The 21368-nt window shown below is 75.4% G+C and carries 19 protein-coding genes; 14 read left to right on the forward strand and 5 right to left on the reverse strand.

The window, feature by feature from the left end; translation table 11 throughout:
• Positions 1 to 70: 70 nt before the first annotated feature.
• Positions 71 to 475, reverse strand: a complete 405-nt coding sequence (locus ZF1_RS09020; RefSeq protein WP_062404411.1) for a nitroreductase/quinone reductase family protein — start codon at positions 473 to 475, stop codon at positions 71 to 73.
• Between the two features lie 63 nt (positions 476 to 538).
• Positions 539 to 1546, reverse strand: a complete 1008-nt coding sequence (locus ZF1_RS09025; RefSeq protein ID WP_073578053.1) for an ABC transporter substrate-binding protein — start codon at positions 1544 to 1546, stop codon at positions 539 to 541.
• Positions 1547 to 1757: 211 nt separating this feature from the next.
• Between ZF1_RS09025 and ZF1_RS09030 the strand changes: the two genes are divergently transcribed.
• The 8 genes from ZF1_RS09030 (at position 1758) to ZF1_RS09065 (ending at position 9350) form a co-directional block, all read left to right on the forward strand.
• Positions 1758 to 2174 (forward strand): ATP-binding cassette domain-containing protein, encoded by a 417-nt coding sequence (locus ZF1_RS09030; RefSeq protein WP_073578052.1) that lies wholly within the window; start codon positions 1758 to 1760, stop codon positions 2172 to 2174.
• 15 nt (positions 2175 to 2189) lie between these two features.
• The gene (locus ZF1_RS09035; RefSeq protein ID WP_073578051.1) at positions 2190 to 3701 is read left to right on the forward strand and encodes a sensor histidine kinase; all 1512 of its coding nucleotides are present in this window, start codon (positions 2190 to 2192) and stop codon (positions 3699 to 3701) included.
• Position 3702: 1 nt separating this feature from the next.
• A complete protein-coding gene (locus tag ZF1_RS09040; RefSeq protein WP_073578050.1) occupies positions 3703 to 4653 on the forward strand; it encodes a LysR family transcriptional regulator in 951 nt (316 codons plus the stop codon).
• A 70-nt stretch (positions 4654 to 4723) separates the two neighbouring features.
• Positions 4724 to 5218, forward strand: a complete 495-nt coding sequence (locus ZF1_RS09045; RefSeq protein ID WP_073578049.1) for a Rieske (2Fe-2S) protein — start codon at positions 4724 to 4726, stop codon at positions 5216 to 5218.
• The gene (locus ZF1_RS09050; protein WP_073578048.1) at positions 5215 to 6318 is read left to right on the forward strand and encodes an amidohydrolase family protein; all 1104 of its coding nucleotides are present in this window, start codon (positions 5215 to 5217) and stop codon (positions 6316 to 6318) included. The genes ZF1_RS09045 and ZF1_RS09050 overlap by 4 nt, the downstream gene beginning before the upstream one ends.
• Positions 6315 to 7352, forward strand: coding sequence for an amidohydrolase family protein (locus ZF1_RS09055; RefSeq protein WP_073578047.1), 1038 nt, complete (start codon positions 6315 to 6317; stop codon positions 7350 to 7352). The genes ZF1_RS09050 and ZF1_RS09055 overlap by 4 nt, the downstream gene beginning before the upstream one ends.
• The gene (locus ZF1_RS09060) at positions 7349 to 8410 is read left to right on the forward strand and encodes an alpha/beta fold hydrolase (RefSeq protein WP_482636986.1); all 1062 of its coding nucleotides are present in this window, start codon (positions 7349 to 7351) and stop codon (positions 8408 to 8410) included. The genes ZF1_RS09055 and ZF1_RS09060 overlap by 4 nt, the downstream gene beginning before the upstream one ends.
• Entirely contained in the window at positions 8337 to 9350 is a 1014-nt protein-coding gene (locus ZF1_RS09065) for an ABC transporter substrate-binding protein (protein WP_073578045.1), read from the forward strand. The genes ZF1_RS09060 and ZF1_RS09065 overlap by 74 nt, the downstream gene beginning before the upstream one ends.
• Before the next feature lie 166 nt (positions 9351 to 9516).
• Here the strand turns inward: ZF1_RS09065 and ZF1_RS09070 are convergent, their stop codons facing one another.
• Both ZF1_RS09070 and ZF1_RS09075 read right to left on the reverse strand, forming a co-directional pair.
• Positions 9517 to 10110 carry a hypothetical protein gene (locus ZF1_RS09070; RefSeq protein ID WP_482636987.1) on the reverse strand — a complete coding sequence of 198 codons (594 nt, stop codon included), beginning with the start codon at positions 10108 to 10110 and terminating at the stop codon, positions 9517 to 9519.
• 171 nt (positions 10111 to 10281) lie between these two features.
• Positions 10282 to 12384, reverse strand: coding sequence for a RecQ family ATP-dependent DNA helicase (locus ZF1_RS09075; RefSeq protein WP_482636988.1), 2103 nt, complete (start codon positions 12382 to 12384; stop codon positions 10282 to 10284).
• 108 nt (positions 12385 to 12492) lie between these two features.
• Here ZF1_RS09075 and ZF1_RS09080 point away from each other — a divergent pair, with 108 nt between their 5' ends.
• The 4 genes from ZF1_RS09080 (at position 12493) to ZF1_RS09095 (ending at position 19547) form a co-directional block, all read left to right on the forward strand.
• Entirely contained in the window at positions 12493 to 13386 is an 894-nt protein-coding gene (locus ZF1_RS09080) for an AAA family ATPase (RefSeq protein ID WP_482636989.1), read from the forward strand.
• Between the two features lie 146 nt (positions 13387 to 13532).
• Complete coding sequence (locus tag ZF1_RS09085) at positions 13533 to 14405, forward strand: serine protease (RefSeq protein WP_083659065.1); 873 nt, start codon at positions 13533 to 13535, stop codon at positions 14403 to 14405.
• Positions 14406 to 14635: 230 nt separating this feature from the next.
• Complete coding sequence (locus ZF1_RS09090) at positions 14636 to 16078, forward strand: vWA domain-containing protein (RefSeq protein WP_073578042.1); 1443 nt, start codon at positions 14636 to 14638, stop codon at positions 16076 to 16078.
• A gap of 61 nt (positions 16079 to 16139) precedes the next feature.
• Complete coding sequence (locus ZF1_RS09095; protein WP_482636990.1) at positions 16140 to 19547, forward strand: ATP-binding protein; 3408 nt, start codon at positions 16140 to 16142, stop codon at positions 19545 to 19547.
• Here the strand turns inward: ZF1_RS09095 and ZF1_RS09100 are convergent.
• Complete coding sequence (locus ZF1_RS09100) at positions 19508 to 20182, reverse strand: hemerythrin domain-containing protein (protein ID WP_179760614.1); 675 nt, start codon at positions 20180 to 20182, stop codon at positions 19508 to 19510. The genes ZF1_RS09095 and ZF1_RS09100 overlap by 40 nt on opposite strands.
• A gap of 180 nt (positions 20183 to 20362) precedes the next feature.
• Here ZF1_RS09100 and ZF1_RS09105 point away from each other — a divergent pair, with 180 nt between their 5' ends.
• Together ZF1_RS09105 and ZF1_RS09110 are read left to right on the forward strand one after the other, a co-directional pair.
• Positions 20363 to 20731, forward strand: coding sequence for an SPW repeat domain-containing protein (locus ZF1_RS09105; protein ID WP_179760613.1), 369 nt, complete (start codon positions 20363 to 20365; stop codon positions 20729 to 20731).
• An 83-nt stretch (positions 20732 to 20814) separates the two neighbouring features.
• Positions 20815 to 21366, forward strand: coding sequence for a TetR/AcrR family transcriptional regulator (locus tag ZF1_RS09110; RefSeq protein WP_073578039.1), 552 nt, complete (start codon positions 20815 to 20817; stop codon positions 21364 to 21366).
• Positions 21367 to 21368: the final 2 nt, after the last annotated feature.

Genomic DNA, 21368 nt, shown 5'->3' on the forward strand with positions numbered 1-21368 from the left:
CGGACATACCCCGACCCCACGAAGATGATCCGGATCTCCGGAATCATCTGCTCTGATGATGCGTGGCCGGTCAGCCGCGCGGCTCCAGGTGGACCAGCGGGATCTCCCGGGTGGTGCTGCGCTGGTAGCCGGCGTAGTTGCGGTACTTCCCGGCGATCTGCGGCCAGAGCGTCGCGCGGTCGGCCGGGTCGGCGATCCGGGCGCGCATGGGCACGCGTGGCCCGCCCTGCACGGCGACCTCGACGTCCGGGTCCGCACGCAGGTTGAGGAACCAGGCGGGGTGGCGGTCGTCGCCGCCCCGGGAGGCGACGACGACGTAGCTCCCGTCACCGTGGACCGGTGCCGTGAGCAGCACCGTGCGCGGCTCGCCGGAGCGCCGGCCGCGGGTGGTCAGCTCGACCACGGGCATCCCCATCGCCGAGTGGCCGACCTTCCCACCGGTCAGCCGGATCAGCAGACGGTGGCCCGCGTTCATGGCCTTGAGGGCGATGTCGGGTGGGTTCACGACCCCGAGCCTACCGGCGGGTAGCCGGGCTCGTCAGCTCGTCGCGACCTTCTCCAGCGCGGGCTGCAGCCCGTCGAGCAGCCAGCCCACAGACACCACGTTCGGCGCCTGCAGGGCGATGGCCTGGTCCAGCGTCACCGGTGTGTAGGTGCCCTGCCGCACCGCGCGCACCCGGCGCACCAGCTCGTCGCCCTCGAACCTCGCGCGGTCGCCCGCCCCCGCGAAGGTCATCAGGAGCAGGTCGGCCTCCGACAGCCTGCCGACCTCCTCGTAGGACACCCCCACCGTGCCCGGGGCCAGCGCGTCGCTCGCCGGCGCCTCCCGGAACGACGCCGGCACCTCCAGACCCAGCGACCGCAGGAACACCGTGGACTGGTTCTGCTCGCCGACCACCATCGGCAGGATCTCCCCGCGCGCCTGCCCGTAGAGGTAGGTCCTCCCCGCGAGCCCGGGCAGCCGGTCACGGGTCTCGGCGATGCGGCGGTCCGCCTCGGCGATCAGCGTCTCGACGGCGTCCCCGCGGCCCAGCGCCCGACCGATCTGGCGGGCGTCGTCCTGCATGGAGGAGGTGTACAGGCCCTCGGCGTAGGTGACGGTCGGCGCGATCCGCGACAGGGCCTCGTAGCCCGCCCGGTCGCTGATCTGGAACGCCGAGACCCCGAGGACCAGGTCGGGCCGGAACGCCGCGATCTGCTCCAGCGGCAGCGTCCCGTCGGGCTCGATCGCCAGCACCTCGGGCGGGAGGGGGTCGAGGTAGGGGAGCACGGGACCGCTGTCGCCGGAGCTGCGGACCGCGCCGACGACCGGTGCGCCGACGGCCTGGGCGACGGCCAGGTCGTTCATGCCCAGCGCGACGACCCGCTGCGGGGGTGCGGGCACCGTCGTCTCGCCGAAGGCGTGCCGGACGGTCACCGGGAACGCGGCCCCGTCGGGCGGCGTCGCCGGGGCGGTGCCGGTGCCGCCGGGGGACGCGCCGCAGCCGGTCAGGACCAGGGCCGCACCGAGCAGCGCCGCGAGCAGCGTGGTTCCACGGGGCCTCATCGTTCTCCTCGGATTAGGTGAGGCTCACCTTCTATCAGAGAACGGGCGCGGCGAGGAAGTCTCACCCGGCGGACGGAACTGCTCCGGCCGGCTCCCTGGCCCGGGCGATCTCGATCCTGCCGGTCGGGGAGCGGGGCAGCTCGTCGACGACGACCACGCCGTCGTCCGCCGTGGGGTCCGTGCCTTCCTGGAGTCCCTCGACGACGTCGGGGTGGTCGGCGAGACCGGTTCCGGCAAGTCCACGCCGGCCCGGTCGCTGATCCAGGCGCCGCGCCCGCAGTCGGGCGAGATCGAGTTCCAGGACGTCGACCTGATGGGGCTGCGGCGGCGGGACCTGGTGCGGGCCCGGCGGTCGCTGCAGATGGTCTACCAGGATCCGCTCGGTTCGCTGAACCCGCGCCGGCGGGTCGCCGAGCTGGTCGCCGAGCCACTGGTCGGCTACCGGGGGGCACCGCCGCTGCGCGCCCGCCGCGTCGACGAGCTGATCAGCGTCGGACCGGACGCCTGCGCGGACCGTCTCGTCCCGAAGGACATGATGCGAGCCGTCCTGCACTCGGCGCCGGGCGTCCCCGAGGAGCGGATCGAGATCGGCTATCCCGGCGAGACGCTCGAACCGGGCGGCGAGTGACCGCATGATGGTGCGGTGCACACCGATGTGACGACCGTCCCCGACCGCGACGAGCCGGGAGCGGCCGCGCTCGTCGCGGTGTGTGCGGACGGCCTGGTCCTGCTCGACGCCGACGGCCGGTTCCGTTCGCTGAACCCGGCCGCCCTCCGGCTGCTCGGCCGCCCGGCCGACGAGCTCGTAGGCGTCCGGGCGCCGTTCGTCCCCGCCCCGGTGGGCCCGTGCGGGACGCGGACGGTGCGCTGGACCGGGGCCGACGGGTCGGCCCGCGACCTACGGTACCGGGCCGCGCCGGACGGCACCGGCGGCCTGGCCGTGTGGTTCAGCGACGTCACCGACCTGCTGGCCCGGCAGGAGCGGCTGACCGCGATCGTCCGGGCCGCCTCGGGGGTCGCCGAGGCGGGGTCGCTGGCTCGCACGCTGGACGCCATCGCCCGCGAGATCATCGGCACCGCGCACATCGCGGCCGCCCAGATCCTGGCGGTCGACGACCCGGCGGCCGACCTGCAGGTGCTCGGGATGGCCGGGTTCGGCGCGGCAGCCGACTTCGTCCGGCGGCTGCGGGCCTGCCGGGAGGGCGGCGCGGACATCCGGTTCCTGGAGGCGTACACGCGGGGCGAGGCGGTCGTCGTCCCGCACCGCCGGGCGGCGATCATGGCGGACCCGGCGTGGGAGCCGCTGCACGAGATCATGGACCGGCCGGACTGGGACGGGTTCGTCGCGATGCCGATGGTCGTCCGCGGCACCACCGTCGGCGTGATCAACGCCTACTACGAGCCGGACGAGGCACCGGACCCGTCGTCGCTGGCGTTCCTAGAGGCGATGGCCGCGCACGCCGCCGTCGCCGTGGACACCGCCCGGCTGGTGGCCCGTTCCCGATCCGACGCCCGCACGGCGGAGCGCCGCAGGCTGGCCCGGGACCTGCACGACTCGGTGGTGCAGCAGCTGTTCTCGATACGCATGCAGGTCTCGGCACTGCAGGGTCGCCTGGACCGCTCCGACCCGGACCCGGCCCGCGTGCTGGGCGCCGCGACCGAGCTGTCCGCGATGTCCGCCGACGCGCTGGACGACCTGCGGCTGCTGGTGCGCGAGATGCACCCGGCCGCACCGCGTGACGGTGACCTGGTGGAGGCGGTCCGCACGCACGCCTCCGAGGTGCGGTCCCGGACGGGCCTGCGGGTGGACGTCGTCGCCCCGGAGGACCCGCGGCTGGGCCCAGGGGTCGCCGACGACCTCTACCGGACCGTCCGGGAGGCCCTGCACAACGCCGTCAAGCACGCCGGGGCGGACACGGTGCGGGTGCGGATCGAACGCTGCGACGGCGACCTGGTGGTCGAGGTCGCCGACGACGGGTCCGGGACCCGGCCCGCGGATCCGCCGGCCGGGGTGCCCGGCGGCCTGGGGCTGGTGTCGATGCGTGAGCGGGCCGAACGGTGGGGCGGCGCCTGCTCGGCGGGCCCGCGCCCGGACGGCGGTTGGACGGTCCGGACCGTGCTCCCGGTCGCGGGCCTGGACGAGCAGGAGACCTGAGGTGCCCCGTTCCGCGACGGCCGCGCTGGCCAACGTCGACCTGAACCTGCTGGTGATCCTGCGCGAGCTGTTGCGCGAGCAGAACGTCACCCGGGCGGCCGAGCGGGTCGGGGTGACCCAGCCCGCGGCGAGCGCCGCGCTCGCCCGGCTGCGCAGGCACTTCGACGACGACCTGCTCGAACGCACCCGCGGCCGCTACGTTCTGTCCCCGCTGGGGCGCCGGCTCGCCCTCCAGGTCGAGCCGCTCTGCCTCGGTCTGGAGCGGTTGTTCGCGCCGGAGGAGCCGTTCCGGCCGGAGATCTCCGAGCACGAGTTCACGGTGATGACCACCGACTACGTCCTGGCGGCGATGGGCGAGTCGCTGTCGCGCGTGGTGCACGAGGCCGCACCCGGGGTACGGCTGCACGTCCCGGTCGTGAAGGGCAGGCTGCCCGGCGACCTGCCGGAGACGCTGCGCACGCTGGACGGGATCATCTCCGCGCCGAAGGCCGAGTTCAAGGTCGACGAGCTGTGCGGCCAGGAGCTGTTCCGGGACCGCTGGGTGTGCGTCGTCGACGCGGAGAACCCGGTGCGGGACCGGATCGAGCTGGCCGACCTCGAACGTCTGCCGTGGGTGATCCCGAACCAGCCCGACCCGCAGTACCCGGCGAGCTCCCCGCTCGCGCCCCTGCTCGCGATGCTCGGCACCCGGCCGCGGGTGGCGGTCCGGGTCGACAGCTACGCGGCCACCCCGTGGTTCGTCGCCGGGACCGATCGGGTCGCGGTCATGCAGGGTCGGCTCGCCGCCGGTTTCGCCGACCGTCCCGACCTGCGGATCCTTCCCTGCCCGGGGGACCCGCCGCCGATCGTGGAGATCTTCTGGTGGCACCGGCTGCGCTCCGACGACGCCGCGCACACCTGGCTGCGCGCGATGCTGGACACCGCCTCGCGCTCGTTGCGCCCCGGTCCATAGACGCGGTGGATGATCCGCATCCGAACTTCCTCTTTCCGTCCGGGGTGACCTGCGACATAGCGTCGGGAGCATGCGGATCGTGGTGGCCCGGGTGGACGACTTCCCGCCCGGCGAACGAAGGATCGTGACCCGTGGACGGCGCTCCATCGGGGTCTTCCGGGTCGGTGACCGGTTCTACGCGCTCAACAACCACTGCCCCCACCTGGGCGGACCGTTGTGCCAGGGCCGCACGCAGGCGCGGGTCCGGTCGAGCACACCCGGACGGTACGAGCGCGACGACGAGCACGCCCTGATCGCGTGCCCCTGGCACGGCTGGGAGTACGACCTGGCCACCGGGCAGTCGTTCCTCGGCCCGGGGGAGCCGCCGGCCCGGAGCTACGAGGTGAGTGTCGAGCCCGCCGACGTGTCCACTGCGGAGCCCGCGCCCGGGGAGCGCAGGCCCGGCCCGTTCGTCGCCGAGACCTTCGACGTGACGGTGGAGCGGTTCGGCTCGGGCGACCACGTCGTCGTCGACACCACGCCGCGGCCCGCCCGCACCGTTCCGAGCCAGGGGGAGAGTTCGTGACCACCGCACCCGAGGCGCCCGCGGCGCCGGCCCGCCGGCGTACCGGCTTCACGATCGTCGACACCGACATCCACCCGGCCTGCCCGCCCGGCGAGCTGATGCCGCGCCTGGACCCGGCCGCCCGGCGCCGCTACGAGCTGTTCGGCAGCCGCGTCCCCGCCCCGCCGGACGTCTACCCGCGGGTGCGCAACTCCGGCTACCGGCTGGACGCCTGGCCGGAGGGCGCCTTCCCGGGCAGCGACCTGCAGCTCGTCCGCGACCAGCTGCTCGACGAGTTCGACATCGACCACGGCGTGCTCATCCCGCTGCAGTCGCACAGCTGGGGCGCCGAGACCCCGGAGTTCGCCGCGTCGCTGTGCCGGGCTCTCAACGACTGGGTCGCCGAGTGCTGGCTCGACCGCGAGCCGCGGCTGCGGTCGTCGATCGCGGTGTCGCTGGAGTCCCCGGAGCTGGCCGCGGCGGAGATCCGCAGGCGCTCGGGCGACCCGCGGTTCTGCCAGGTACTGCTGGCCACCGGTGGCGAGTCCGGGTTCGGCAGGCGCCGGTACTGGCCGATCTACGCGGCCGCCGCCGAGGCCGGGTTGCCGATCGCCGCGCACACCGGCGGGCTGGAGCAGCACCGCGGCGCGGGCTGGCCGTCGTTCTACCTCGAGGAGCACGTCTGGAACGGCAACATGATGGGCGCGCTGGTCACCAGCCTGCTCTGCGAGGGCGTGCTCACCGAGTTCCCCGAGCTGCAGGTGGTCTGTGTGGAGGGCGGGCTGGCCTGGGCGGCGCCGTTGATCTGGTCGCTGGACGACGGGTGGGCGGCGCTGCGGGAGGACGTCCCGCACCTGGACCGGCCGCCGTCGGAGATCCTGCGTGAGCACCTGTGGTTCACCACGCAGCCGATCGAGGAGCCGCGCGACCCGGCGGACCTGGCCACGGTGATCCGGCATCTCGGCCTGGGCGAGCGGATCATGTTCGCCTCGGACTACCCGCACTGGGACTTCGACTCGCCGACGGCGGCGCCCCGGCTGTTCCCGGCCGACCTGCGTGAGCCGATCATGGGATCGAACGCCTGCCGGCTCTACGGCCTGCCCGAGCGGGTGGTGTCGTGAGCGCCCCGGTGGTGGGGGTGGTGGTCGACACCGACGTCCACTGTGTCCCGTCGACACTGTCCGACGTGGTCGCGCACATGGACCCCTACTGGCGCGACTACACCGCCGACGGCGGGGTGTCGCTGTCGCCGACCCAGGGCGGCGCCTACCCGCCCGGCATCGGCCCGGGTGGCCGGCCGCTGTCCGAGGTCGGCGAGCTGGGGGAGCGCGTGCTCTCCCCGGACGGCACGGACCTCGCGATCCTGACCTGCACCAGCACCTTCCAGACCAACCGCAACCCGTACTACGAGGCGGCGCTCTGCCGGGCGCTCAACGACTGGCTCCTGGAACGGTGGCAGGCCCACGACCCGCGGCTGCGGGTGGCGATGGTCGTGCCGACCCTCGACGTCGACGCCGCGGTCGCCGAGATCCACCGGATCGGCGACCGGCCGGAGGTCGTCACCGCACTGCTGCCGGTCCGCAACGACACCCGCTGGGGCAACGTCGGGAACCGGCCGGTGCTGCGTGCCGCCGCGGAGCACGGTCTCGTCGTCACCCTGCACGCGTGGGGGCGTGCAGGGCAGGCGCCGTCGTCGAGCGGGATGACCCACAGCTACCTGGAGGACTACCTGGCCAACGGGAACGTCGTCGCGCAGGGGCAGCTGGTGAGCCTGGTGACCGAGGGCGTGTTCGCCGAGCTCCCCGGACTCCGGGTCACCGTCGCCGAGTGCGGCTCGACCTGGCTCCCGACGCTGCTGTGGCGGTTCGACAAGGACTGGAAGGGCGTCTGGCGCGAGGTGCCCTGGGTGGACCGGCCGCCGTCGGAGATCGTCCGTGAGCACGTCCGGTTCACCACGGCGCCGATCCACCTGCCGTCCGACCCGGTGCAGGCCCGGGAGGCGGTCGACCTGCTCGGCCCCGAGCTGCTGATGCACGCCGGGGACCACCCGCACGACCACGGGCCCGGTGCCGACCGGCTCGCGGCCGTGCTGGACGGCGACGAGCTGGCCGCGGTGCGCGGCGGGACGGCCGCCGCGTGGTACCGGCTCGGGTGAGCGGGATCGGGCTGCCGGGGAGCCCGCAGGACGTCCCGACGCCGTCCGGGGGGACCGTGCGGGTCCGGCAGGCGGGGGAGGGCCCGCCGGTGCTGCTGCTGCACGGGTGGCCGCAGACGTCGGTGATGTGGCACCGGGTGGCCCCCGGCCTGCTCGACGGCCGCACCCTGGTGCTGGCGGACCTGCCCGGCTACGGCGACAGCGCACTCCCGGCGGGCGCCGCCGTCGCGGTGTCGGGGAAGCGGACGATGGCCGCCGACCTGGTGGCGGTGATGGCGGCCCTCGGGCACGAGCGGTTCGCCGTCGTCGGGCACGACCGGGGTGCCCGCTGCGCCTACCGGATGGCGCTGGACCACCCCGGCGCGGTGAGCGCGCTGGCGGTGCTGGACGTCCTCCCGACGGCCGACGTGCTGGCCCGCGCCGACGCCGGGTTCGCCCGGGGGGCGTTCCACTGGTTCCTGCTGTCGCAACCGGCGGACCTGGCGGAGCGGCTGGTGGCCGCGGAGCCCGACGCGATCCTCGGACGGGGTCTGGCGGAGGTCTGCGACCCGGCGGCGCTCGCCGCGTACGCGTCGGCGTGGGCGCGCCCGGAGGTGGTGCACGGGATGTGCCAGGACTACCGGGCCGGGTTCGACGTCGACGCCGCCGACGACGAGGCCGACCGCGGCCGGCGCACGATCACCGCGCCGACACTCGTCCTGTGGGGGCGCCGCGGCCCGCTCGGGCGGGCACCGGCGGTGCTGGAGGACTGGCGGGTCTGGGCCCCGGCCGCGACCGGGCGGGCACTGGACGCCGGTCACCTGCTCGCCGAGGAGGCACCCGACGGGGTTCGGGCGGAGCTGGCCGCCTTCCTCCCCACGACCAGCCGGTACCGACTCCGCCACGAGCAACCGGGGAACCCGGGACCGCCACGGATCGCAACGACGCGAGGAGACGTGAGCCATGACCACCACATCCACCAGGAGCGTCCGGGGAGCCCGCCGCGTGGGCCGGACCTGCGCCGCGGTACTGGCCGTCTGTGCGGTACTGGCCGCCTGCGGCGGGAACGACGGGGGTGACGCCGGCGAGCCGGTCACCTTCCTCAACGTGCTGCCGATGGAGAGCCTGTCGTTCGCCCCGGAGATGATCGCCGACACCCGGGGACTGTTCGAGGCGCGCGGGCTGGACGTCACGTTCGAGGCCACCCAGGGCTCCGCTCCGGCGATCCAGACGGTGCTCGCCGGCGGCGCGCAGCTGACCCGGATCGGCGACATCGAGACGATGATCGCCGCCGGTGAACGCAACGCACCGCTGCTCGCGTTCGGCGAGCCGATCCACACCGGCACCATCCGGATGATCTCCACCGAGGCCTCTCCGGTCACCCGGGCCGAGCAGTTCCGCGGCCGGCTCGTCGGGACCCCGTCGGAGGGCGGCACCAGCTCGATCACCCTGGACCTGGTGGCCGGGTCCGCCGGGGTGCCGCCGGAGGAGGTGTCGCGTCAGGTCGTCGGGCTGAGCCCCGGCGTGTTCGACCTCCTGACCTCGGGCCGGGTCGACTCCTACATCGTGTCGCTGGACACCTCCGTGCTGCTCGACCACACCCGCCCCGAGACGGTGGTCTACGACCCGAACCAGGACATCGACGCCGGCGCCCAGATGTACGTCACCTCCGCCGCGCAGATGGCCGACCCGCAGACCCGCGACCGGCTGGAGCGCTACGCCTCCGCCGTCGAGGAGGCCATGCAGTTCATCGTCGACGACGAGGCCAACGGCTTCGCCGAGACGATGCGGCTGATCGACTCCGAGTACGAGGTCCCCGCGCTGGGCGATCCGGACGTGGCGAAGGCCGCGCTGGCCGCCTACGTGGACGCCTACACCTCCGGTGACACGTTGCTGGGGATCTCGCCGCAGCGCTGGCAGGCCGCCTACGACGAGATCGTCGGAATCGGTCAGCTCCCGCCCGGCCTCGACCCGGCCGCCTGGCTGGACACGACCCTGACCCCGGCTCCCGCCCGCTGACCCCGGACCACACCGCCCGCTGCTCCCGCCGCCCGTCCGCCGGTCCGGCCGCGGTGTCCGGGCGCCGAGATGCGGCTCAGCGGGCTCCGGGGTGCCGGGGACCCCGCTGAGCCGCATCTCGGTGACGCTGTACCGAGCCGAGCCGAGCCGAGCCGAGCCGGTCCGGTCAGCAGGCGGCGGCGCGGGTGCGGGCCTCGGCGATCTCCGCGGCGGTGAGCAGCGGCAGCCAGGCCGACTCGCGGGCCGAGCCGACCAGGTTCTGCCGCACCCGCATCAGCGCCACCGGCCGCCCGTCGGGCGCGATCCGCAGGTAGGGCCGCGGGTCGGCGACGCCGAGCGGGCTCCACCCCCGCAGCAGGACGACGTCGCCGACCGCGATCCGGCTGCGGTGCAGCACCTCGGCCCGGTCACGCTCGGAGTGCTCGGTGAGCGTCCCGCCTCCGGCGAGGACCACCCACGCGGTGCACCCCAGGTAGAAGCGCCGCTCCCGGCGGGGCTCCGTGGCATGCCGGGTCACCCGGCCGACCTCGGTCGGGGCGAACGGTGATGCGAGGTGCCGGGACTCCGCCAGCCGCGCGAGGCGCTGTGCGACGTCCGAGGTCACCGGGCGGCGCGCCGGTACGAGGCCGCAGATCCGTCCGTCCGCCGCGGCCTCGGCGCTCAGCGCACGGAGGTCGTCGTCGCCGACGGTCCCGGGCACCACGACGAACCGGCGGCCGAACAGCGAGCCGGGAACCGGGTCGGCGAAGGAGCGGCTCATGGGTGCTCCTCCTCCGGCGGAACGGCGACGGCGCCGAGCCTAGGAGCGGTCTCCGGCCCGGGCGAGCCGCTGCTGACCCGGTCCGGCTACGTCGTTCGTCGCGGTGGCCGCATCCTCCGGCGGACGGGGCACCGCCCGGGACGGCCCGGCCGGGGAAGCGCCGGCCGCCGATCACCCGGCGACGGCCAGCACGAGCGGCAGCACCTCCGGAGCCCCGGCCCGCCGCAGCGCCCGCGCGGCGACCGTCATCGTCCAGCCCGAGTCGACGACGTCGTCGACCAGCAGCACCGGCCCGTCCACCCCGGACAGGTCCGGCACGGTCGCGCTGTCGAGCCCCTCCCACACCGCGGCCAGGCGCTGGGCGGAGTTCTCGGTCGCCGCGGGGCGCTCGCCGGTGGGGGACAGGGTGCCGAGCAGCGGCAGCCTGCCGATCTCGGCGATCCGCCGGGCGAGGTGGTCGAGCTGGTGCGGGCGGGTGCGTGAGCCGATCCCGACCACGCCCACCGGGCGCTGTTCCCAGCCCCACCCGGCGAGCACCCGGACCAGCGCGTCGAGCACGTCGGCCGGCACCGGGTCGTCGCCGCCGGTCACGAGCTCGCGCAGCCGGGTGCCCCACCCGATGTCGGACAGCCGTCCGATCGCCCGGCCGGACGCGGCCTGCTCGCCCGCGCCGATCCTCCCGGACAGCGGGACCCCGATGTCCTTCATCCCGGACGGCCACATCCTCCGCGGCGCGACCTCGATCCCGGGCCGGGTCAGGCGCTCGGCGGCGGCCTGCTCGCCGTCGGCGGACACCTCGTCGGACCAGACGGTGCCGGTGCAGGTGTCGCAGCGCCCGCACGGCGTCGGGTCCGGGTCGTCGAGCTGGCGGCGCAGGAACACCAGCCGGCACTCGGTGGTCGCGATGTAGTCGAGCATCGCCTGCTGCTCGGACCGGCGGGCGGAGTTCACGCGCTCGTGTCGCTCGGTGTCGTAGACCCACTCCTGGCCGGTCGCGACCCAGCCGCCCTTGACCCGCTTCGCAGCGCCGTCGGCGTCGAGGACCTTGAGCAGCATCTCCAGCCGGGTGCGGGACAGGTCGACCCGGGTCTCGATCGAGGCGGTGGACTGCGGCCGGTCCGACAGCACGGCGAGGGTCTGGCGGACCAGCGGCTCGGGCGGGAACGCCAGCGACGCGAAATAGGCCCAGATGTCGCGGTCCTCGCGGCCGGGCAGCAGCACCACCTCGGCCCGGTCCAAGGCACGCCCGGCACGGCCGATCTGCTGGTAGTAGGCGACCGGCGAGGCGGGCGCGCCGAGGTGCACGACGAACCCGAGGTCGGGCTTGTCGAAGCCCATGCCCAGCGCGGAGGTCGCGACCAGGGCCTTCACCCGGTTCTCCATCAGGTCGGACTCGGCGGCCAGGCGGTCCTCGGGGTCGGTGCGCCCGGAGTAGGAGCGCACGGCGACACCGCGCTCGCGCAGGAACTCGGCGACGTCGTCGGCCGCCTGGACGGTGAGCGTGTACACGATCCCGGCGCCGGGCATCTCGTCGAGCCTGGCCGCGAGCCAGGCCAGCCGCCGCGCCGGGCTCGGGAGCCGGACCACCGCCAGGCGCAGCGACTCGCGGTCCAGCGAGCCGCGCAGCACCAGTGTGTCCTGCTGGTCGCGCCCCATGCCGAGCTGCTCGGACACGTCGGTGACGACCCGGTCGTTCGCCGTCGCCGTGGTCGCCAGCACCGGGATCCCCGACGGCAGCTCGGCGATCAGCGTGCGCAGCCGCCGGTAGTCCGGGCGGAAGTCGTGGCCCCAGTCGGAGACGCAGTGCGCCTCGTCGACCACCAGCATCCCCGCGCTCGCCGCCAGCTCCGGCAGCACCCGGTCCCGGAAGTCGGGGTTGTTGAGCCGCTCCGGGGACACGAGCAGCACGTCGACGTCGCCGTTCGCGATGTCGGCGTAGACCGCGTCCCACTCGTCGGCGTTCGCCGAGTTCACCGTGACCGCCACGATCCCGGAGCGGATCGCGGCGTCGATCTGGTTGCGCATCAGCGCCAGCAGCGGCGACACGATCACCGTCGGCCCGGCGCCCTGAGCGCGCAGCAGCGCGGTCGCCACGAAGTAGACCGCGGACTTGCCCCAGCCGGTGCGCTGCACGACCAGCGCGCGGCGGTGCTGGGCGACGAGCGCCTCGATCGCCCTCCACTGGTCCTCGCGCAGCCGGGCCTGCGGGCCGGCCAGCTGCTGCAGGACGGTCTCGGCGCGCTCGCGCAGGTCGGTGCTCGATGCGGTGGTCACGGCACCCATGGTGGACCCGACCCCCGACAACGACCCGACGCGGGCCGCAGGGGTGTGAGCCGGGCCACCCGTCCGACGCGCGGCGGGCCGGGCGTGCAGGATGATCGCGTGTCGTCCGACAGCCCCGCCCACCGCCCGGTCTTCGGCTCCGTGGCGGACGTGACCGCCCGGCTCGCCGATGCCGGCTACCTGGCCTCGACCGCCGTCGCGACGACGGTGTTCCTCGCGGACCGGCTCGGCAAGCCGCTGCTCGTCGAGGGCCCCGCAGGCGTCGGTAAGACCGAGCTGGCCAAGGCCGTGGCCGCGGCGACGGAGTCCGGGCTGGTCCGCCTGCAGTGCTACGAGGGCATCGACGAGGCCCGCGCGCTCTACGAGTGGAACCACGCCAAGCAGCTGCTGCGGATCACCGCCGGTCAGCGCGGTGACGACGGCGCGGACTGGGACGCCACCCGCGACGACGTGTTCTCCGAGGAGTTCCTGCTCCCGCGCCCGCTGCTCACCGCGATCCGGCGCACCGACCCGACCGTGATGCTGATCGACGAGATCGACAAGGCCGACGTCGAGGTCGAGGGCCTGCTGCTGGAGGTCCTGTCCGACTTCCAGGTCTCCATCCCCGAGCTGGGCACGGTCACCGCGAACCGGCGCCCGTTCGTGCTGCTGACCTCGAACTCCACCCGTGAGCTGTCCGAGGCGCTCAAGCGCCGCTGCCTGTTCCTGCACCTGGACTTCCCCGACGCCGACCTGGAGCGGCGGATCGTGCTCACCCGCGTCCCGGAGCTGACCGAGCAGCTCACCGACGCCCTGGTGCGCACCGTGCGGGTGCTGCGCGCGATGGAGCTGCGCAAGGCCCCCAGCGTCGCCGAGACGATCGACTGGGGCCGCACCCTGCTCGCCCTGGGCCTCGACACCCTCGACGACGACGCCGTCCGCGCCACCCTCGGTGTCGTGCTGAAGCACCGCTCGGACGCCGACAAGGCCGCCGCCGAGCTGCGGCTGAACTGAACGGCCCAGTCACGCACCGCTGATTGACTGTCAAGGTCTGCACCCCTATGGAGTGAAGATCGGATCGATCGGGGCACCGGGCGTAACCGGGACGCGTGGCGCGAGTTGTTCCGGTTACACGCTCTCCAGCGACCGGAGGTCCACCGATGACCGCCCTCCCGGAACTGCCCCGCACCGCCCGCCGCCTGCTGCGCGCCGGACTGGCCGCCGGCGCCGTGCTCGCGCTCGGGCTCTCCACCGCCGGCACCGCGTCGGCGCAGGACGGCGCCCCGGACGCCGGCGTGCACCCGGGGGTCATGACCCGTACCGGACCCGAGGGCGCGCAGTGCACCGCGAACTTCGTCTTCACCGACGGGTCCGCGACCTACCTGGGGCAGGCCGCGCACTGCGCGGGCACCGGCGGATCCACCGAGGTGGACGGGTGCGAGGCCGGGTCGCTCCCGCTCGGCACCCCGGTCGAGGTCGAGGGCGCCGCCGCACCGGGCCGGCTCGTGTACTCCTCCTGGCTGAGCATGCAGGAGCGGGGCGAGACCGACCCGGAGACCTGCCGGTTCAACGACTTCGCGCTGGTCGAGCTCAGCCCGGACGACGCCGCTCGCACGAGCCCCACGGTGCCGTTCTACGGCGGCCCGACCGGGGTGGCCGCCGACGGCGTCGCGACCGGCGGGATCGTCTACGGCTACGGCAACTCCTCGCTGCGCCAGGGCGTGCGCGCGCTGAAGCCGAAGACCGGCACCTCGACCGGTACCGGGGGCGGCGGCTGGACGCACACCGTCGTCACCGTCCCGCCCGGCGTGCCCGGTGACTCCGGCTCGGGCTACCTGACCGCCGACGGCCGCGCCCTCGGCGTCCTCTCGACGCTGAACCTGGCTCCGGCTCCCGGCACGAACGGCATCAGCGACCTGCGGAAGATCCTCGACTACGCCAACGGCCCCGGCGGCCACGGCGGAGCACTGCGCCTGGTCGAGGGCGACCGTCCCTTCACCCCGCAGCCGGTGCCGATCGACCCCGCCTTCTAGGCGGAGGACCCCCGCGGTGTGGGACCGCGGTGCACCCCGGCGCTCCGGTCGTGGCTCGGCGGCTCGACCGGAGCGCCGGTGTACGTGCTCGGCGACGACTCCGGAGGGGTCGACCCCGTCCGCACCCGGTAACCCGGACCCGGCGCGACCACCGCGACCTACGCCTGGAGCCTGGGGACGGTGGGCCGGCCACCCTCGCTGATCACGCCCGCGTCACGCATGATGGACCGGTGACGACCCCGCCCGCCACCGCGCTCGCCCCCGAGCACGGCCTGCCCGGGCACCTCGTCGACTTCGTCTCCGCGCTGCGCCGCCACCACGTCGCGGTCGGCCCCGGGGAGACCGTCGACGCGGCCCGCGTGCTCGGCGCCCTGGACCTGCTGCACCGCGACCAGCTGCGGGAGGGGCTCGCCGCGGCGCTGCTGCGCCGCTCCGGGCAGCGCGGCACCTTCGACGCGCTGTTCGACCTGTGGTTCCCGCCCGCGCTGGGCGCCGGGTCGTCCGACGTCGACGTCCCGCGGATCGACGACGAGTCCGGGGAGGGTACCGGCCCGGTCGACGTCGACGCGCTGCGCGAGATCCTCGCCGACCTGCTCCGCGACGGCGACGAGGAGACCCTGCGCGAGCTCGCCCGCGCCGCCGTCGACGCGATCGGGACCTCCGGTGCGGCCGGGCAGGGCGTCCGCGGGCAGACGGCGAAGCCGAACTGGTCGGCCTACCAGGCGCTGGGCGCGCTGTCCCCGGACACGCTGCTCGCCCGGATCCTCGACGGGCTGCGGGAGGAGGGCGACACCGACTTCGTGTCCGAGGTCCGCCGCCGCGAGATCCGCGACCGCATCGCCCGGTTCCGCGACGTCGTCCGGGAGGAGGTCCGTCGCCGCACCGCCGAGCAGCGCGGCCGCGAGCAGATCGCCCGCACCACCACCCCCACCCAGACCGACCAGGTCGACTTCCTCACCGCGAACGCCACCCAGCTCGCCGACCTGCGCCGTACCGTGCAGCCGCTGGCCCGGCGGCTCGCGTCGCGGCTGTCGGCGCGGCGGCGCCGCTCGAACCGCGGCCGGCTCGACCTGCGGCGCACGCTGCGCCGGTCGATGTCCACCGGCGGTGTGCCGATGGACCCGGCGCACAAGGTGCGCCGTCCCGGCCGCCCCGAGCTGGTGCTGCTGTGCGACGTGTCCGGGTCCGTCGCCGGGTTCAGCCACTTCACGTTGCTGCTGGTCCAGGCGCTGCGCGAGCAGTTCTCCAAGGTGCGGGTGTTCGCGTTCATCGAGCGCACCGACGAGGTCACGCACCTGTTCGAACCCGGCGCGGAGCTGTCCGGGGTGATGCAGCGGGTGCTGCGCGAGGCCACGCTCACCGCGTTCGACGGGCACTCCGACTACGGCAGCGCGTTCGGCGACTTCCTGGAGCACCACGGCGACGCGCTCACCCCGAGGACGTCGTTGCTGGTGCTCGGCGACGGCCGCACCAACTACCGCGACCCCAACCTGCGGGCGCTGGCGATGATGGCCGGGCGGGTCCGGCACGCGCACTGGCTCAACCCCGAGCCCGAGCGCAGCTGGGGCTCCGGCGACTCGGCCGCCACCCGCTACGGCGAGGTGCTCCCGATGCACGAGTGCCGTACCGCCGCGCAGCTCACCGACGTCGTCCAGGCGCTGCTGCCGGTCTGATCCTCCGGGCGATCACCCCGGAAGGGCTGACACCGGCGTCGCCGCGTCCTAGATTGCCGGGGTGCAGGAGGTCACGGTCCGGGTCCTCGGCCCGCTCCGTGTGACGGCCGGCGGCGCGGCGATCGAGGTCGGCTCCGGCCGCCGCCGCGAGTTGCTCGCCCGGCTCGCCGCGGCCGGCGGCGAGGTCGTCGCCGTCGACACGCTGGTGGAGGACCTGTGGCAGGGCGCCCCGCCCGCGCAGGCGCACGGCGGGCTGCAGGTCCACGTCTCCCGGCTGCGACGGGTGCTCGAACCCGACCGGTCCCCGCGGGCGGTTCCGACGGTGCTGGTCAGCCGCCCACCCGGCTACGCGCTGGCACTCGGCCCCGACGGGCTCGACACGCGCGCCTTCACCGACCTCCTCGACCGCGCCGCCGCGGCCGCACCGGACCGGGCCGACGCCCTGCTCGGCGAGGCCCTGGCGCTGTGGGACGGTCCCGCCTACGCCGAGTTCGCCGACGCCGCCTGGGCGCGCGCCGAGGCCGAACGCCTCGACGAGCTGCGTCAGGTCGCGGTCGAGCGGCGGGCCCGCGCACGGCTGCGGCTGGGCCGGGCCGACGCCGTCGTCCCGGACCTGACGGCGCTGGCGGGGGAGCACCCGCTGCGCGAGGACGCGGTCGGGCTGCTGGCCGTCGCGCTGTACCGCACCGGCAGGCAGGCCGACGCGCTGGCCGTGCTGGCCCGCACCCGGCGCCTGCTCGCCGCCGAGCTGGGTGTCGACCCCGGCCCCGGGCTGCGCGCGATCGAGGCGGACGTGCTCGCCCACCGCGACCCCGGTGGCGGCACCGGCGGGGGAACCGGTGTCGGTCACGCCGGCCGCGCCGACGCGCCCGCGACCGGGACCGCACCGCGTCCGCCCGGACCGGCGGACACGTCCCCGCGGACCCCGGCCCTGCTCGGACGGGCGGCCGAGCTCGGCAGGCTCACCGCCGCCGCGGAGCGGGCCCGCGGCGGCGGGCAGCTGGTGCTCGTCGCCGCCGACGCGGGCGCGGGCAAGTCCACGCTGCTCGCCGCGTTCGCCGCCGCCGCGACCGCCGACGGCTGGACGGCCGTCACCGGCCGGTGCCCGGAGATCGACGGCGCCCCGCCGGCCTGGGCGTGGCGGGAGATCGTCGACGCGCTCGTCACGGCGCACGACCCGCCCGCCGACCTGGTCGAGCGGCTCGCCCCGCTGCGGTCCCCGGCCGGGCCCGGCGGCGCCGAGGTCACGTTCTGGCTGGCCCGGGCGGTGGTGGAGCTGCTCGCCGTCGCGGGGCGGGAGCGGCCGCTGCTGCTGGTCCTCGACGACCTGCACCGCGCCGAGTCCGAGACCCTCGCCCTGCTGCGCGCGGTCGTCGCCGGGGTCACGGAGCTGCCCGTGCTCGTCGCCGCGGGCCTGCGCCCGGCCGAGGCGGGTGCCGAGCTGCAGGCCGCGCTCGCCGCCCTCGCCGAGCCCACGGCGGACCGCATCGAGCCGGCGCCGATGACCGCGGGCGACGTCGCCGGGATGCTGGACCGGCACGGCGTGCCCGCCGCCGCGCCCGAGCTGGTCGCCCGGATCACCGAACGGACCGGCGGGAACCCGCTCTTCGTCCGCGAGCTGGCCCGCCTCGTCGCCGCCGAGGGCCCGTCCGCCGCGGCCGACGCCGTCCCGGCCGGGGTCCGCGAGGTGCTGCGCCGGCGCCTGGCCCGGCTGCCCGCGATCACCCGCACCGCGCTGGCCCGGGTCTCGGTGCTCGGCCGCGACCTGGACACCGACGACGCCCTCGACCTCGCCGCCACCGCCGACGGCGCCGACCCGCTGGACGCCCTGGAGCCCGCGGTGCTCGGCGGGATGCTGCTCGAACCCGGGCCGGGACGGCTGCGGTTCTCCCACGACCTGGTCCGCGACACCCTCTACGGCGACATCCCGCAGCTGCGGCGCGCCCGGCTGCACGCCGCGGCCCACGCGATCCTCACCCGCAGGCGGCCCGACGACCCGGTCCCGCTGGCCCACCACGCACTCGCCGCCGGGTCCGCCGTCGAGCCGGACCGTGCCCTGGCCGCGGTCCGTGCCGCCGCCGCGGCCGCCGCCGGGTTCGGCTCGCACCGCGAGGCCGCCCGGTTCTACGGCCGCGCCGTCGAGCTCGCCGGACGGGCCGGGACCGGCGTCGACGACGAGCTCGCCCTGCGCTGCGCGCTGGTCGCCGAGCTCGCCCGCGGCGGCGACGGCCACACCGCCCTCACCGAGCGCCGGACCGCCGTCGACCAGGCGACGGCCGCCGCACCGCAGTGGCTCGGCGCCGTCCTGACCAGCTACGACACCCCGGTCAGCTGGACCATCCGGCCGGGCCAGAACATCGACGCCGAGCTGATCGACCTCATCGAGACCGAGCTCGCGGCGACCCCGCCCGACGCCGTCGACCGGCGGGTGCGGCTGCTCGCCGCCCTGGTGTTCGAGATCGAGGGGCACGACGACGACCGGGTCCGCTCCGCCTCGGCGGAGGCCATGGCGCTCACCGGGCGCGGCGTCGACCCGCTGCTGCGCTGCCGGGCGCTCAACGCCCGGTTCTTCGCCGTCCTCGCCCCGGACCTGTGGCACGAGCTGGCCCCGGTGGGGGAGGAGCTGGCCGAGCTCGGCGGCCGGGCCGGGCACGCCGGCTACCGCACGCAGGCCCACCACCTGCAGCTCATGGTCGCCGCCGGCCGCCACGACCTCGACGCGGCGACACGGCACGCGGAGGCCGCCGTCGCCGGGGCCCCGGGCGGCCAGCTGGAGTTCACGCTCGGCTGGGCCTACATCTTCTCGGCGCTGCGCGCACTCGTCGCGGGGGAGCTGGACACCGCCGAGGAGCGCTACTCCGAGCTCGCGACCCGGCTGGTCGGTGCCGGCCAGGTCAACGGGGCGCTGATGGGACTGCTGGGGCGGTTCGTCGTGCGGTACGACCAGGGCCGCCTCGGCGAGCTGGTCCCCGAGCTCGAGGCGCTCCGCGACGCGCTGCCGCCGACCTTCGGTGACTTCCTCGCGCTGGCCCACCTGCACGCGGGCGACCCCGTCCGGGCCCGCGAGGTGTGGGTGCCGGACGCGGAGCTGGCCCGCAGCTACTACTGGCTGATCTGGACCTGCGTGCGCGCCGAGGTGGCGGTCGGCCTGGCCGACCGGGACGTCGCCGCGCGGTACCGGGAGCAGCTGCGCCCGTGGACGGGCACGGTCGCGGGGCTGTCGTCGGGCACGATCGCGCTCGGCCCCACCGACCTGGTGCTCGCCGGTCTGGAGGGGCTGCTCGACCCGGCAGGCGGCGGCCGGGTCCACCACCTGCGCGAGGCCGAGCGGGTCGCGGCGGAGCTGGGTGCCCCGGTGTGGCGCGACCGCGCCCGGCGGCTGCTCCCGGCGGCCGTCGCCGACCACTCGACGGCACCGGCTCCCGGGGCTCAGGACGTGCCGAACACCAGCGCACAGCGCCTGCGGTAGCCGCCGCGCAGCAGCCGCTCCATCAGCACGACCACCGGCCCGGCCTCGCGGCGCATCCCGGCCCACTCCTGCGGGGTGGTCACGGCGACGATCCGCGGCAGCATGAACCGCAGGCCCGGCCCGGACTTCTGCACCTGCGCGACGACGGCGTCCCAGTCGTCGGCGGGCACGTGGCGCTCGATCACCGGGAACAGGTCGCGCTCCTCGGCGTCGAGGTGCTCGTCGATCTCGTCGCGGACGACGGCGAGCCGGTCGGCGAGCACGCCCGCCGCCTGCGCCCGGGCCGGTCCCTGTGACGCGGCGACGACGGCGGCCGCAGCCTCCCGCACCGCGGCGAGCAGCGGGTCGAGGCGGCCGTGGTCGTCGCTGAGCTCGTCCAGGTCGACGGCGTGCCCGGCGTGCCGGGCGATCACCGGCCAGGCGATGTCGTCCTCGGCGGTGTGGTGGCCGTGGATCTCGTGCTCCAGGTGCTCCAGCCAGGTCCGCAGCGCGCGGGCGCGCCGGTCCGGGCAGGGCGCGCCGTCGGCGATCGCGCGGGCGGCGTCGGCGAGCCGGTGCAGGTCGACCCGCATGACGCGGTGGGCGAGGGTGATGCCGACCAGGTCGGCGGTACGGGTGTCGCGGGCGGTGGTCACCGGGATCTCCTACGGGTTCGGGGCGGTCGGTCTCTCGACACCGCAGACGGTGCGCCCACCCGCCGGCCGGGGACTTGCACTTCACTTGTGCCACCGTTCGCCCGGCCCTTGACCGGCCGGCCAACCAAGAGTAGACCGGAGGTATCCCCACAGGGACCTCACAGGAGAAGGTGACTGACGATGGCTGGGACCACTGGTCGTACCTGGCAGCGGTGGCAGGACTGGGCCGCTCTCGTGATCGGTGTGCTGACGGCCCTCTCGCCTCTCGTGACGACGACGAACGCCGCCGCCGCGTGGACGATGGTCGTACTGGGCGTGGTGCTCGCCGCCACGTCGCTCTGGTCGCTCGCCGTGCCCGGCTCGGTGGCGAGCGAATGGGTGCACGGTGTGCTCGGCGTGCTGCTGTTCCTCGCCCCCTGGGTGATGGGCTACAGCGCGCTGACCGGGGCGTCGTGGACGTCCTGGGTGGCGGGCGTCCTCGCGGTCGTCGTGGCGGCCTCGGCGCTGCCCGCGGCGAACGCGGAACACCGCACGCTCGCCATGCACTGACCGTCCGGCAGCACGACGACCAGGTGAGGGGCCGCGACCCGTAGGGGTCGCGGCCCCCGCCGCGTCCGGGAGAGGATCGCACCGTGGACCACGAGCTCGACCCGGACGCACCCGCCCGGGACCGCATCCTCGACGCGGCCGAGGGGCTGTTCGCCGAGCACGGCTTCGACGCGACGCCCACCTCGCGCATCGCCGAGCGTGCCGGGGTGCCGAAGGGGCTGGTGCACTACTACTTCCGCCGCAAGCCCGACCTGCTCGAAGCGCTCGTCGAACGGCTCCCGCACCCGGTGCGCGGGGCGGACGTCGCCGTCGCCGGGGACGTGCTCGCCGGGCTGCGTGCGCTGGTCACCGCGCTGGACCGGGCGCTCGACGCGTCCTCGGTCCTGTCCCACCTGCTGTGGCGCGAGGCCGACACCCACCCGGTCGTCCGGGACGCCCTGCTGCGCCGCTCCGGCGAGCTGGAGGACGCGGTGCACGAGGTGCTGCACACCGGCGGCGGGGCACCGGATCGGATCCGCGGCGCCGCCCGGCTGCTGGCCGCGGCGATCGGGCACCGCTACGCCCTGGACCGGCACGGCGACGACGCCCGCACCGACATGGAGGCCGAGCTGTCCTTCGTCGCCGCGGGCCTGTAGCG

The organism is Pseudonocardia sp. ZF1, assembly GCF_056835605.1.